Annotated in this window: 11 protein-coding genes; 6 read left to right on the top strand and 5 right to left on the bottom strand. The window is 71.2% G+C overall.

Annotated elements, in window-relative coordinates; translation table 11 throughout:
• Positions 1-49: 49 nt before the first annotated feature.
• Positions 50-3,208: an isoleucine--tRNA ligase gene (gene ileS, locus OHA81_RS09345; protein ID WP_329194535.1), complete on the bottom strand. Its 3,159-nt coding sequence runs from the start codon at positions 3,206-3,208 to the stop codon at positions 50-52.
• Between the two features lie 417 nt (positions 3,209-3,625).
• The gene (locus OHA81_RS09340) at positions 3,626-4,390 is read right to left on the bottom strand and encodes a hypothetical protein (RefSeq protein WP_329194533.1); all 765 of its coding nucleotides are present in this window, start codon (positions 4,388-4,390) and stop codon (positions 3,626-3,628) included.
• 61 nt (positions 4,391-4,451) lie between these two features.
• On the opposite strand from OHA81_RS09340, the gene OHA81_RS09335 reads away from it, so the two are divergent.
• The 5 genes from OHA81_RS09335 (at position 4,452) to OHA81_RS09315 (ending at position 8,931) form a co-directional block, all read left to right on the top strand.
• Positions 4,452-4,940, top strand: a complete 489-nt coding sequence (locus OHA81_RS09335; RefSeq protein WP_329194531.1) for a TraR/DksA family transcriptional regulator — start codon at positions 4,452-4,454, stop codon at positions 4,938-4,940.
• 109 nt (positions 4,941-5,049) lie between these two features.
• Positions 5,050-5,610 carry a signal peptidase II gene (gene lspA, locus OHA81_RS09330; protein ID WP_329194529.1) on the top strand — a complete coding sequence of 187 codons (561 nt, stop codon included), beginning with the start codon at positions 5,050-5,052 and terminating at the stop codon, positions 5,608-5,610.
• A gap of 41 nt (positions 5,611-5,651) precedes the next feature.
• Positions 5,652-6,593 carry an RluA family pseudouridine synthase gene (locus OHA81_RS09325; RefSeq protein ID WP_190182118.1) on the top strand — a complete coding sequence of 314 codons (942 nt, stop codon included), beginning with the start codon at positions 5,652-5,654 and terminating at the stop codon, positions 6,591-6,593.
• Positions 6,590-7,072: a GNAT family N-acetyltransferase gene (locus OHA81_RS09320; protein WP_329194526.1), complete on the top strand. Its 483-nt coding sequence runs from the start codon at positions 6,590-6,592 to the stop codon at positions 7,070-7,072. Before OHA81_RS09325 ends, OHA81_RS09320 begins: the two co-directional genes overlap by 4 nt.
• 266 nt (positions 7,073-7,338) lie before the next feature.
• Positions 7,339-8,931 (top strand): Na+/H+ antiporter, encoded by a 1,593-nt coding sequence (locus tag OHA81_RS09315; RefSeq protein WP_329194524.1) that lies wholly within the window; start codon positions 7,339-7,341, stop codon positions 8,929-8,931.
• Between the two features lie 4 nt (positions 8,932-8,935).
• Here the strand turns inward: OHA81_RS09315 and OHA81_RS09310 are convergent, their stop codons facing one another.
• Positions 8,936-9,988 (bottom strand): mechanosensitive ion channel family protein, encoded by a 1,053-nt coding sequence (locus OHA81_RS09310; protein WP_329202121.1) that lies wholly within the window; start codon positions 9,986-9,988, stop codon positions 8,936-8,938.
• 55 nt (positions 9,989-10,043) lie between these two features.
• Here OHA81_RS09310 and OHA81_RS09305 point away from each other — a divergent pair, with 55 nt between their 5' ends.
• Positions 10,044-10,613 (top strand): dienelactone hydrolase family protein, encoded by a 570-nt coding sequence (locus OHA81_RS09305; protein WP_329194522.1) that lies wholly within the window; start codon positions 10,044-10,046, stop codon positions 10,611-10,613.
• A 165-nt stretch (positions 10,614-10,778) separates the two neighbouring features.
• Here OHA81_RS09305 and OHA81_RS09300 read toward each other — a convergent pair whose 3' ends face one another.
• Positions 10,779-11,723 (bottom strand): zinc metalloprotease, encoded by a 945-nt coding sequence (locus tag OHA81_RS09300; protein ID WP_329202119.1) that lies wholly within the window; start codon positions 11,721-11,723, stop codon positions 10,779-10,781.
• A 223-nt stretch (positions 11,724-11,946) separates the two neighbouring features.
• Entirely contained in the window at positions 11,947-13,605 is a 1,659-nt protein-coding gene (locus tag OHA81_RS09295) for an alkaline phosphatase D family protein (protein WP_329194521.1), read from the bottom strand.
• Positions 13,606-13,669: the final 64 nt, after the last annotated feature.

Here is a 13,669-nt window from a genome sequence, read left to right as displayed (position 1 = left end):
TGTGGCCCGGCCCCCGCGAGGGAGACCGGGCCACAGGTGGTCGGGGTGGCTATGCCTTGCGGAGGCGGAACGTGAGGCCCAGGGACTCGTCCGTGAACGGGTCCCCGTACCCCGCATCGGCTTCGCCCGGGGCGAAGTCCGTCGCCAGGACCTCGTCCGCGATCAGCGCCGCGTGGTCCGTGAGGGCCGTCGTCACCTCCGGGTCCGTCGCGGACCACCGCAGCGCGATCCGGTCCGCCACGTCCAGCCCGGAGTTCTTCCGGGCCTCCTGGATCAGGCGGATCGCGTCACGCGCCAGGCCCGCCAGCCGCAGCTCCGGCGTGATCTCCAGGTCCAGCGCCACCGTCGCACCCGAGTCGCTGGCGACCGACCAGCCCTCGCGCGGGGTCTCCGTGATGATGACCTCCTCAGGGGTGAGGGTGACCGTCTCGCCGTTCACCTCCACCGTCGCCCCGCCCGAGCGCAGGGCCAGGGACAGGACCGCCGCGTCGGCCGCGGCCACCGCCTTCGCCACGTCCTGCACGCCCTTGCCGAAACGCTTGCCCAGCGCGCGGAAGTTGGCCTTCGCCGTGGTGTCCACCAGCGAGCCGCCGACCTCGGAGAGCGAGGCCAGCGAGGAGACGTTGAGCTCCTCGGTGATCTGGGCGTGCAGCTCCGGCGTGAGCGACTCGAAGCCCGAGACCGCCACCAGCGCCCGCGACAGCGGCTGGCGCGTCTTGACGCCGGACTCCGCGCGCGTCGCCCGGCCCAGCTCCACCAGGCGGCGGACCAGCTGCATCTGCTGGGACAGCACCGGGTCCACCTGGGCCGCGTCCGAGTCCGGCCACGACGACAGGTGCACCGACTCCGGCGCGTCCGGCGTGACCGGGACGATCATGTCCTGCCAGACCCGTTCCGTGATGAAGGGGGTCAACGGGGCCATCAGCCGGGTCACCGTCTCCACCACGTCGTGCAGCGTGCGCAGCGCGGCCGCGTCGCCCTGCCAGAAGCGGCGGCGCGAACGGCGGACGTACCAGTTGGACAGGTCGTCCACGAAGGCGGACAGCAGCTTGCCGGCGCGCTGGGTGTCGTAGGACTCCATCGCCGCGGTGACCTCGGCGGTCAGCGTGTGGAGCTCCGACAGCAGCCAGCGGTCGAGGACCGTGCGGTCCGCCGGCGCCGGGTCGGCCGCCGAGGGCGCCCAGTTCGACGTACGGGCGTAGAGGGCCTGGAAGGCGACGGTGTTCCAGTACGTGAGGAGCGTCTTGCGGACGACCTCCTGGATGGTGCCGTGGCCCACGCGGCGCGCCGCCCACGGGGATCCGCCCGCCGCCATGAACCAGCGCACCGCGTCCGCGCCGTGCTGGTCCATGAGCGGGATGGGCTGCAGGATGTTGCCCAGGTGCTTGGACATCTTGCGGCCGTCCTCGGCGAGGATGTGGCCCAGGCAGACCACGTTCTCGTAACTGGACTTGTCGAAGACGAGCGTGCCGACCGCCATCAGCGTGTAGAACCAGCCGCGCGTCTGGTCGATGGCCTCCGAGATGAACTGCGCCGGGTAGCGCTTCTCGAAGATCTCCTTGTTCTTGTACGGGTACCCCCACTGCGCGAACGGCATCGACCCCGAGTCGTACCAGGCGTCGATGACCTCCGGAACGCGGACCGCTTCGAGGGAGCAGCCCTCGTGGGTGCACGTGAAGGTGACGTCGTCGATGTACGGGCGGTGCGGGTCCAGGGCCGACTGGTCCGTGCCCGACAGCTCCGAGAGCTCCGCGCGGGAGCCGACGCAGGTGAGGTGGTTCTCCTCGCAGCGCCAGATGGGCAGCGGGGTGCCCCAGTAGCGGTTGCGGGACAGCGCCCAGTCGATGTTGTTCTTGAGCCAGTCCCCGAAGCGGCCCTGCTTGACCGAGTCCGGGAACCAGTTCGTCTTCTCGTTCTCCCGCAGCATCGCGTCCTTGACGGCGGTGGTGCGGATGTACCAGGACGGCTGCGCGTAGTAGAGCAGCGCGGTGTGGCAGCGCCAGCAGTGCGGGTAGCTGTGCTCGTAGGCGATGTGCTTGAAGAGCAGGCCGCGCGCGTCGAGGTCGGCGGTCAGCCGCTCGTCGGCCTTCTTGAAGAAGACGCCGCCGACCAGCGGGACGTCCTCCTCGAAGGTGCCGTCGGGGCGGACCGGGTTCACGACCGGCAGGCCGTACGCGCGGCAGACCGCGAGGTCGTCGGCGCCGAAGGCGGGGGACTGGTGGACCAGACCGGTGCCGTCCTCGGTCGTGACGTACTCGGCGTTCACGACGTAGTGGGCGGGCTCGGGGAACTCGACCAGGGAGAACGGGCGCTCGTACGTCCAGCGCTCCATCTCCTTGCCGGTGAAGGACTCGCCGGTGGCCTCCCAGCCTTCGCCGAGGGCCTTCTCCAGCAGCGGCTGGGCGACGACCAGCATCTCGGAGTCCTCGGCGCCGGTACGCCGCGCGACGACGTACGTGACGTCCGGGTGCGCGGCCACGGCGGTGTTGGAGACGAGGGTCCAGGGCGTCGTCGTCCAGACCAGCAGCGAGGCCCGGCCGGCGAGCGGGCCGGAGGTCAGCGGGAAGCGCACGTAGACCGAAGGGTCCACGACGGTCTCGTAGCCCTGCGCCAGCTCGTGGTCGGACAGGCCGGTGCCACAGCGCGGGCACCAGGGGGCGACGCGGTGGTCCTGGGTGAGCAGGCCCTTGTTGAAGATCTCCTTGAGCGACCACCACACGGACTCGACGTACTCGGGGTCCATGGTCCGGTACGCGTCGTCCAGGTCGACCCAGTAGCCCATCCGGGTCGTGAGCTCGGCGAACGCGTCGGTGTGGCGGGTCACGGAGTCGCGGCACTTGGCGTTGAACTCGGCGATCCCGTACGCCTCGATGTCCTGCTTGCCGTTGAAGCCGAGCTCCTTCTCGACGGCGAGCTCGACGGGCAGGCCGTGGCAGTCCCAGCCGGCCTTGCGGGCGACGTGGTAGCCGCGCATGGTGCGGAAGCGGGGGAAGACGTCCTTGAAGACGCGGGCCTCGATGTGGTGGGCACCGGGCATGCCGTTCGCGGTGGGCGGGCCCTCGTAGAAGACCCACTCGGGGCGGCCCTCGGACTGGGCCAGGGTCTTGTCGAAGGTCTTGTTCTCGCGCCAGAAGTCGAGGACGGCGTGCTCAAGGGCAGGCAGGTCGACCTGGGCGGGTACCGGGCGGTACTGCGGCGGTGTGGTCATGAGGCTGAACTCTTCCTCCGGCGGGATGCGACTTCCGTCCGGAGGGACGAGAGCCGTGTGCTGCTCCCGCGGTACCACCCTCCTTGGCCGCCGGACAGCGCCGGTGGCCCCCTCATTGGGGTGCGAAGCCGGTTCTACTGGCCGTCGTGACGGCTTTCTTCCGGCGGCTCCGGGGTGATCCTTCACATCGCGCTCGCCCCCGGGCTCTCACCGTCCCCGGGTCGCTCCTGGCTGCGTCCGACGCTACTCGTCCCCATCCATGCCTTTCGCTGGGCCCAGTGTACGGGGCCGGGCGGTGCCCGGCCGACCGGTTTTGCCGGGCGGGGCGGGGGCGGGGGCCGACCCGGGCGGGGCCTGCGCGTGACCCGGATGGGCCGACGGGGCCGGTCGGAGCCCTGCCGGGACGGGAGGGGCGGATTACCGGGCTTCCGGCTGGGCACAACGGATGCAGGTTGGCCACGACGGATGCGCGCCCCGTTGCCGTGGGGCTGGAGCCGATTTATCGTTCCGGCACGATTCGCGAGCAATGATCACAGTATGTGAAGGGGCCGCGGCCATGGTGGCGAAGAAGACCGCCGGGACTACCGAGAAGGCTGCCGAAAGGGCGGCCGGGGCCCGTGCCGGGACGGACGCACCGGCCGGGAAAGGGGCCGCCACCAGGAAGGCAGCCGAGACCGGGCCCGCCACGAAGAAGGCGGCGGTCAAAGCGGTGAAGGAGGCCGCCGGGAAAAGGGCGGCGGAGAAGACGACGGCGTCCGCCGCGAAGGACACGAGAAAGGCACCGGCGACAAAGGCACCCGCGAAGAAGGCGCCCGGGAAGAAGTCAGCCGCCGACGAGGCACCCGCCGAAAAGGCCCCGGCCGAGAAGGCATCCGCGACCAAGGCACCCGTGAAGAAGGCAGTTGTGGAAAGAACAGCTGTACAGAAGGCGCCCGCTCCCCAGACATCCGCCACCAAGACGTCCGCCACCAAGAGAGCAGCGACCAAGACGCCGGCTACCAAGCCGGCAGCGGGCAAGCCGGCTGCGACCAAGGCACCCGCGACCAAGGCGCCGGCGGCCAAGGCGCCCGCGAAGAAGGCGCCCGCCAAGAAGGCGCCCGCCAAGCGGTCGGCGACGGCGTCCGCGACGGCGTCCACGGAGAAGGCGACGGCCGCCGCGAAGACGACGGCGAGCAGGGCCACGGCCAAAACGGCCGGGGCCGAGGGGGCGGCGCAGGCCGCGACAGAGACTGGAGCCCGCAAAGTGGTTGCCAAGAAGAGCACCGGCGCGACGCGCAAGACGGCCGAGGCCGCCACCAGTGGCCTGCCCAAGGCGGCCTCCGCCCCCGTGGCCCCCGGTGAGCTGCCCGTACGCCCCGGCGAGGACCCCTGGACGCCCGAGGAGGTCGCCGGGGCCAAGTCGGAGCTGTCGAGCGAGGTGCTGCGGCTGCGCGCCGAGCTGGAGGCGTCCGAGCAGGCCATCTCGGGTCTCATGCGGGACTCCGGCGACGGCGCTGGCGACGACCAGGCCGACACGGGAACCAAGAACATCACCCGGGAATCCGAGCTGGCCCTCGCGGCGAACGCCACCCTGATGCTGGAGCAGACCGAGAGGGCCCTGGAACGGCTGGAGGCGGGCACGTACGGCTTCTGCGAGAACTGCGGGAAGCCCATCGGCAAGGCCAGGATGCAGGCCTTCCCGCGGGCCACGCTGTGCGTGGACTGCAAGCAGAAGCAGGAGCGCAGGCACTGAACCGGCCCGGGGAGGCGGCGCGGCCCACCGGACCCTGACGTACCCTCGTGTCTCGTCAGGGTCCAGGAACCTGCCGGGAACCTGGTTCGTGCTAGTTCGAGGGACTCACGTGGCAGAGGCGGAGCGCATCATCGGTACGCCCGACGTCGGAGACGGCGTGGAGCCGGAGCCGACCGAGCCCAAGGGGCGCCGGCGGATCGCGGCGCTGCTCGTGGTGGCGGTACTCGCGTACCTGATCGACCTCGGCAGCAAGATGGTCGTCGTCGCCAAGCTGGAGCACCAGCGGCCGATCGAGGTCGTCGGCGACCTCCTCAAGTTCGAGGCCATCCGCAACCCCGGGGCCGCGTTCGGCTTCGGCGAGGCCTTCACGATCATCTTCACCTGCATCGCGGCCACCGTGATCGTGGTGATCGTCCGGCTGGCGCGCAAGCTCTACAGCCTGCCGTGGGCGATCGCGCTGGGCCTGCTGCTGGGCGGCGCCCTGGGCAACCTGACCGACCGGATCTTCCGTTCGCCGGGCGTCTTCCGCGGGGCGGTCGTCGACTTCATCGCGCCCACCCACTTCGCCGTGTTCAACCTCGCGGACTCGGCGATCGTGTGCGGCGGCGTCCTGATCGTCCTGCTCTCCTTCAAGGGTCTGGACCCGGACGGCACCGTCCACAAGGACTGATCGCGGGACTGCCCGTCTGCCGAGTCCTGCATACTCGACAGGTGAGTACGATTCCCGAGATCCGCACCCTGCCCGTTCCCGATGGCCTCGAGGGCGAGCGCGTCGACGCCGCCATCGCCCGTATGTTCGGATTTTCCCGGACGAAGGCGGCCGAGCTCGCGGCCGCAGGGAAGGTGGCGGTCGACGGCAGCGTCGTCGGGAAGTCCGAACGCGTGCACGGTGGCGCCTGGCTCGAAGTCGAGATGCCCGCGCCGCCGCGGCCGGTCGAGCTCGTCGCCGAGCCGGTCCCCGGCATGGAGATCGTGCACGACGACGACGACATCGTCGTCATCATGAAGCCGGTGGGCGTCGCCGCCCACCCGAGCCCCGGCTGGACCGGCACCACCGTCATCGGTGGCCTCGCCGCCGCCGGTTACCGGATCTCCACCTCCGGCGCGTCCGAACGCCAGGGCATCGTGCACCGCCTCGACGTCGGCACGTCCGGCCTGATGGCGGTCGCGAAGTCCGAGCGTGCGTACACCTCGCTCAAGAACCAGTTCCGCGAGCGCGTCGTGGACAAGCGCTACCACGCGCTGGTGCAGGGGCACCCGGACCCGATGAGCGGCACCATCGACGCGCCGATCGGCCGTCACCCGAGCGCGGACTACAAGTGGGCGGTGACCCAGGAGGGCAAGCCCTCCGTCACCCACTACGACCTGATCGAGGCCTTCCGCGCGGCCTCGCTGCTCGACATCAAGCTGGAAACGGGCCGCACGCACCAGATCCGCGTGCACATGTCCGCCCACCGCCACCCCTGCGTCGGCGACCTGACCTACGGCGCCGACCCGACCGTCGCCAAGCGGCTCGGACTGACCCGGCAGTGGCTGCACGCCGTGCGCCTCGGCTTCGAGCACCCCGCGGACGGCCAGTGGGTGGAGTTCGAGAGCCACTACCCGGCGGACCTCCAGCACGCGCTGGACGTGATCCGGGCCGAGAGCGAGTGACGTCCTTCACGTCCTTCACGTCCTACACCGTCCGCGTCGCGGAGTCCGAGGCGGACCTCGCGGCGTGCTTCGCGGTGCGCACCGAGGTGTTCGTGGTCGAGCAGTCCGTGCCGGAGTCGGTCGAGTACGACGCCTACGACGCGGGCGCCGTGCACGTACTGGCCGAGGGGCCGGACGGGAAGCCGCTGGGCACCGGCCGGCTGCTGTACGGGCCGGGGGCCCTCGGCAAGACGGGTTCCCCCGAGGTCGGCTCCCTCGGGCGGCTCGCCGTGAGCGCCGCCGCGCGTGGGACGGGCGTGGGCGCGGCGCTGGTACGGGCCATCGAGGCGGAGGCCGTCCGGCTGGGGCTGACCGCGGTGGACCTGGGCGCGCAGACGCATGCGCTCGGCTTCTACGAGCGCCTCGGTTACGTGGCCTACGGCCCGGAGTTCCACGAAGCGGGCATCCCGCACCGCTCCATGCGGCGCCCCTTGCCGTAACGCGCCGCCGGCCCATCTTCCGGCCCCACCGGCGTTCGGGCGCGAACCCCGCCCCGCTGGCCCCACCAGCCCCGCCGGCGTCTCGGCATCTTCCAGCCCCGCCGGCGGGGCTGAGTTGTCCCGAACCCGCGCCTCGAACGCCGGCCCGGCTGACAGTTGCCCCCGGCGCCAGCCGCAACGCCGGCGGGGCCGGGTTGGTCCGACACGGGCGTGGCGGGAGGGCCCTACCCCGAGGGCGAGCGGCAGCGTAATGGCAGGGTGGGGGAGTGGATCAGCTCGCTCTGCTTTTCGTACTGCTGCTCGGCGCCGTGGTCACCGTGCCGCTCGGGGACCGCCTGGGGCTGCCCGCGCCCGTGCTGATGACCATCGGCGGGGTGGTGATGGCGCTGCTGCCGGTCGTACCGAACGTCGACATCCCGCCCGAGTACATCCTGCCGCTGGTGTTGCCGCCGCTGCTGTACGCCTCCGCGCAACGCACCTCCTGGCGCCAGTTCGCCGCCAACGTCCGTCCGATCCTGCTGCTCGCGGTGGCCCTGGTCTTCGTGACCACGGCGGCCGTCGCCGCCGTGGCGAACGCCGTGGTGCCCGGGCTGCCGCTGGCCGCGGCCGTCGCGCTCGGCGCGCTCGTGGCCCCGCCCGACCCGGTGGCGGCCACCGCCGTCGCCGGGCAGTTGGGACTGCCGCGCCGACTGGTGTCGATCCTGGAGGGCGAGGGCCTGTTCAACGACGTCACCGCGATCGTGCTCTACCACGTGGCCGTCGGCGCCGCCGTCAGCGGCACCTTCTCCTGGCCGGACGCCCTCGGCGAGTTCGTGCTGTCCGCCGTGGTGGCCCTGGCGGTGGGTCTGGCCCTCGGGTGGGTCACCAACCGGCTCATGGGCCGGCTCGGGGACGCCACGCTGCAGATCGGGCTGACGCTGCTGGTTCCGTTCGTCGCGTACACCGTGGCGGAGGAGCTCCGGGGCTCGGGCGTGCTCGCCGTGCTGGTGACCGCCCTGTTCCTCGCCGAATACGCGACCGACGCCGACGACGTGCTGGGGCGGCTGGCCGGGCACACCTTCTGGGAGATCGTCGACACGCTGGTCACCGGGGTCGCGTTCGGGCTGATCGGGCTGGAGCTCCACCACGTCTTCGGAACCGCACGCGGCCGCGAGCTGGAGATGGCGGGCTGGGCCGCGGCCGTCGTGGCGGTGGTCGTCGGCGTACGGCTGCTCTGGCTGCTCCCGGCGGGCTGGCTGGCGAAGCGGCTGCACAAGCGGCGCGACTACGCCGAGGAGATCCCGGTGAGCTGGCGGGAGAGCACGGTCATGTGGTGGGCCGGGATGCGGGGCGTGGCCTCGGTGGCGCTGGCGCTGGCGATCCCGCTGAGAACCGACGCCGGTGAGCCCTTCCCGGGGCGGGACCAGATCGTCTTCATCGCCTTCGCCGTGATCATGGTGACGCTGCTCTGCCAGGGACTGACCCTGCCCTGGCTCGTGCGGCGCCTCGGTGTCGAGGCCGATGAGGACGCCGAACGCGAGACGGAGCGGCGGCTCGCCATCCGCGCCGCGAAGGCCGCCAAGCGGCGGCTGCAGGAGATCGAGGGGAACGAGGACCTCCCCGACGACCTGCTGGAGGTCCTGTACCGCAGGGCCTACGACGTGGGCGCCAGGATCAGCCCCGACATGGTCGACGAGGAACGGCGCGAGGCGTACGCGAAACGGGTGGAGCGGATCCGCGACGTCCAGCGGATCCAGCGGGAGATGATGTCGGCGGCCCGGCACGAGGTGCTGGCCGCGCGCAGCGAACCCGGCGCCGATCCGGAGATCGTCGACCGGGTCCTGCGCCACTTGGACGTGCGCAGCCTGCGCAACCCTTGAGGGGCTAACCCCGCCGGGGAACCGGGGGGCGGAGCGCGTCGGCCGTCGTCAGGCGGGGGAGGGCGTACGGGTGGTGGGCCACCAGCCAGGCGATGAGGCGTTCGCGGACCGCGCACCGTACGGTCCACAGGTCGTCGGCGTCCTTCGCCGTGACCATGGCCCGGACCTCGATGGTGTTGGGTGTGGTGTCGGTCACCACCAGGCCGCTCGCGCGCCCGTCCCACTCCGGGGTCTCCTTGAGGATCACCGCGAGCTCCTCGCGCATCTGCTCGACCGGCGCGGAGTGGTCCAGGTGCAGGAAGACCGTGCCCGTCATCTGCGCGCCGCCGCGGGACCAGTTCTCGTACGGCTTGCTGGTGAAGTACGAGACCGGCATCGTGATGCGGCGTTCGTCCCAGGTGCGGACCATCAGGAACGTGAGGGTGATCTCCTCGACGGTGCCCCATTCCTTGTCCACCACCACGGTGTCCCCGATGCGGACGGTGTCGCCGAAGGCGATCTGCAGGCCGGCGAAGAGGTTGCCCAGCGAGGACTGCGCGGCGACACCGGCCACGATGCCCAGCACACCGGCCGAGGCCAGCATCGAGGTCCCGACCGTACGCATCGCCGGGAACGTCAGCAGCATGGCCGCGATGGCGACGACGGAGACGACGGCCGTCACCACCCGCTGGATGAGCGTGACCTGGGTGCGGACCCGGCGGACCCGCGCCGCGTCGCGGGAGCCGGAGGCGTAGCGGGCGTAGCCGGAGTCGACTATCGCGGTCGCGATCCGGACGAGGAGCCAGGCGGTGGAGGCGATGAGGATGAGGGTCAGGGTCCGGCCGACGCCGTCCGCGTGCTGCGGCAGGATGCGCGCGGAGCGGTAGGAGCCTCTGAGCAGCGCCGTGCACAGCACGATCTGGAACGGCACCCGGCAGCGGCGCAGCTGGTCCCACAGGGGAGTCTCGTGGTGTCGGGCATCGGCACGGCGCAGCAGCAGGTCGAGCACCCACCCGGCGAGCAGGGTGATGACCAGCGAGCCGCCGATGACCGCGACGGGGCGAAGGACGTTCTCCATCTCCATGCGGGCAACCTAACCGGATCGCGCTTTCGGAAACTGGCACGATGGGGGAATGAACATCCTGCTCTTCCATTCGACGTACGGGCTGCGGCCCGCGGTGCACGCGGCGGCCGACCGGCTGCGCGCGGCGGGACACACGGTCCAGGTGCCCGACCTCTTCGAGGGGCGTACGTTCGGCACCGTCGAGGAGGGCATGGCCCACCAGGACGAGATCGGCCGTGACGAGCTGCTCAAGCGGGCCGTGCTGGCCGCCGCGCCCTACTCCGACCAGGGCCTGGTCTACGCGGGCTTCTCCTTCGGCGCCTCCGTGGCGCAGCACCTGGCGCTGCATGACGAGAAGGCGCGCGGCCTGCTGCTCCTGCACGGCACCTCGGACCTGGAGGACGGCGCCTCGGCCGACGGGCTGCCCGTGCAGCTGCACGTGGCCGACCCGGACCCGTTCGAACCGCACGACTGGCTGACGGCCTGGTACCTGCGCATGCAGCGGGCCGGGGCGGACGTGGAGGTGCACAGCTACCAGGGCGCCGGGCACCTGTTCACCGATCCGGAACTCGACGACTACGACGCGCAGGCCGCCGAGCAGACGTGGAAGGTCGCGCTGGCCTTCCTCGACAGCCTGTAGGCGGCCCCGTCGGCCCCGTCGGCCCCGTCGGCCCCGTCGGCCCCGCCAACGCGTGCGGCGCACGGGCAGGGGCCCGGTCCGGCTTCCGCCGGGCCGGGCCCCTGTTCACGTGGCCGCCGTCCGCCGCCGCCGCGACGGGCGCCGATCAGGCGGGGTAGCCGCTGATCAGGCGCGGTAGGCGGTCCACATGCTCTTCATGCGGGCCACCTGGCCGGCCGTGAACTGGTACATGCAGGAGTCGTACGTGTAGTCCATGAAGTTGTGGATCGGGTCGACGCCCGTCTTGGTGGTGCAGCTGTCGCGGCCGGTCGGGCACTCGAACGCGGCGCTCTTCTCGGCCGGGGTGTCGGAGACGGAGTCACCGCTGCCCGAGCAGCCGCCCTGGAAGGTGTGGTACAGGCCCATCCAGTGGCCGACCTCGTGGGTCGCGGTGTCGCCCTCGTTGTAGTTGGTGGCGGAGCCGCCGGGCAGCGAGGTGTTGAGGATGACCACGCCGTCCATCGTCGGCTGCGAGGCGTAGGAGCTGGGGAAGGTGGCCCAGCCGAGCAGCCCGCCGCCGAGGTTGGCGGTGTACAGGTTCAGCGCGTTCTTGCCGCCCTTGCGCAGGGCGGTCTTCATGTCCTTCTCGGCCTGGGTGCCGTCGGAGACGTTGTACCAGGCGGCGTTGTCCGTGTAGTCCGTGCCGGCGAGGCTGAACTGGTAACCGGTGTCCGCGTTGTTGGTGCCCTGGCCGCTGTAGGCGGCGTTCAGCACCGAGATCTGGTTGCTGATGTCGGTCGCCGTCAGCTTGCCGGCGGTGCCGGAGGTGATGACGTGCACGTACACCGGGATGGTGGTCGCGGTGACGGCGCCGGCGCGCATGCCGTCCAGCTGCTGGGGGGTGGCCTGGGACAGCTTCTTCTTCAGGTCCGCGTCCATGGCCTTGACCTGGGCGTCCGAGATCTCGTTCGGGTCGGCCGCGTGGTGGTCCTTGGGGCGGGCGACACGGGCGTTGGCCGAGGCGTCGGCGGACTGGCCGGTACACGCCTCCGGGGACTTGGCAGCGGCGACGGTCGTGGGAGCCGTCAGCGGGGCGAAGGCCAGGGTGCCGGCCAGGACGGCCGTACCCATGAGACGGCGGCGGAGCAGGGGGGATATGCGGGCGTTGGCGCGCACGTTGACTCCTCGCGAAGCGTGGTGGGGGGTGAGGGACGTCCTCACGCTGACGCGCAGCTTACGTGTGCATGTCAGCAGAATGGCAAGATCTCGTAGGTTAAAGATTTGTTGCCGAGGGAGCGGAAAGGGCGCCTGGTATGAACCAGACGCCCCTCCTCACCGCAAATTTGACGCTCCGTCAGCGAACCGGACGGTCGGCCCGTTCCACCCTCTGCGTGCCGCTGAGGGTGCGGTACGACCTGGACCACGTCGACGTGGCGTCCTGGCGCCGCTTGTCGGAAACGATGTAGTAGTCCATCTGCGAGCGCTCGGCCGTCACGTCCAGGACGCCGTACCCGTGTGAGTCCATGTCCAGCCACTTGACGTGCCAGTTCGCGGCCTTGATGGCCGATTCGGCGACCAGCGAGGCGGTGTCGGCCGGCACGTGCAGCAGGTCGTCGATGTTGTCGGAAGTCACCGACGTCACCACGAACTCGGTCGCCGCCGAGCCCGAGGCCGGGTACGTCGCCTTGTTCACCGGGACGTCGTTCGCCCACGCCATGTGGATGTCGCCGGTCAGGAACACCGTGTTCTTGATGCCCTGGTCCTTCAAGTGGCCCAGGAGTTCCCTGCGATCGTCGGTGTAGCCGTCCCACTGGTCCACATTGATCGCTATGCCCCCTTCGGGCAGCCCGAGCAGCTTGGTGAGCGGCTGCAGCAGGTGCGCGGGCAGTGAGCCGAAGGCCACCGGCGAGATCATCACCGAGGTGCCGACCAGCTGCCAGGTCGCGTGCGAGGCCGACAGGCCCGACTTGAGCCAGTCCAGCTGGGCGCGCCCGGTGATGGTGCGCTCCGGGTCGTCCACCGCGCCGTCGCCGATCTTGGTCTGCTGCGAGCGGAAGGTGCGCAGGTCCAGCAGGTGCAGGTCGGCGAGGGTGCCGAAGCGCAGCCGTCGGTAGACGGTACCGGCGATGGAGGGGCGTACGGGCATCCACTCGAAGTAGGCCTGCTTGGCGGCGGCCGCGCGGGCCGCCCAGTCCCCCTCGGTGCCCGGGGTGTGGTTCTCCGCCCCGCCGGACCAGGAGTCGTTGGCGAACTCGTGGTCGTCCCAGATCGCGACGATCGCGTGCGCGGCGTGCAGTGCCTGGAGGTCCGCGTCCGTCTTGTACTTGCCGTGCCGGACGCGGTAGTCGGCGAGGTCCACGATCTCGTGCTGCGGCTCGTGCTGACGTACGACGTACTTGGCCTCCGGGTAACCCCCGGTCTGGTACTCGTAGATGTAGTCGCCGAGGTGCAGGACCGCGTCCAGGTCGGTCCTGGCGGCCAGGTGGCGGTACGCGGAGAAGTAGCCGGCCTCCCAGTTGGCGCAGGAGACCACGCCGAAGCGCACGCCGGCCGTGCCGGAGTCGGCGGCCGGGGCGGTCAGGGTGCGGCCGACGGGGGAGACGGTGGCGCCGGCGGTGAACCGGTACCAGTAGACGGTCTTGGGCCGCAGGCCGCGGACGTCCGCCTTGACGGTGTGGTCGGCGGCGGCGGTCGCGGTGACGGACCCGCTCGCGACGACGCGGGAGAAGGACTTGTCCTCCGCGACCTCCCAGCCGACCCGGGTGTCCGGGCCGAGGCCGGAGCCGGGCACGGCGGCGCCGGTCGGGGTGACGCGGGTCCACAGCAGGATCCCGTCGGGCAGCGGGTCGCCGGAGGCGACGCCGTGCAGGAACGCGGGGGCGGAGCCCGCCGCGTGGGCTGCGCCGGCGCCCAGGGCCGCGATCGGCGCGAGCGCGGCCGTGGCGGCGGCGGCCTTGACGACCGTGCGGCGGCGGGGGTTCGCCGAGGCGGAAGAAGAGAGATGACTGGTCACGGCCGATCATATTACTGATCGGTATGACTTCCGGAATACCCTCGGTAAGGCAACGGGCGAGCGA

The sequence above is a fragment of the Streptomyces sp. NBC_00667 genome (genome assembly GCF_036226825.1).
GTDB lineage: Bacteria > Actinomycetota > Actinomycetes > Streptomycetales > Streptomycetaceae > Streptomyces.
This window is presented reverse-complemented; position numbering and strand designations above follow the sequence as displayed.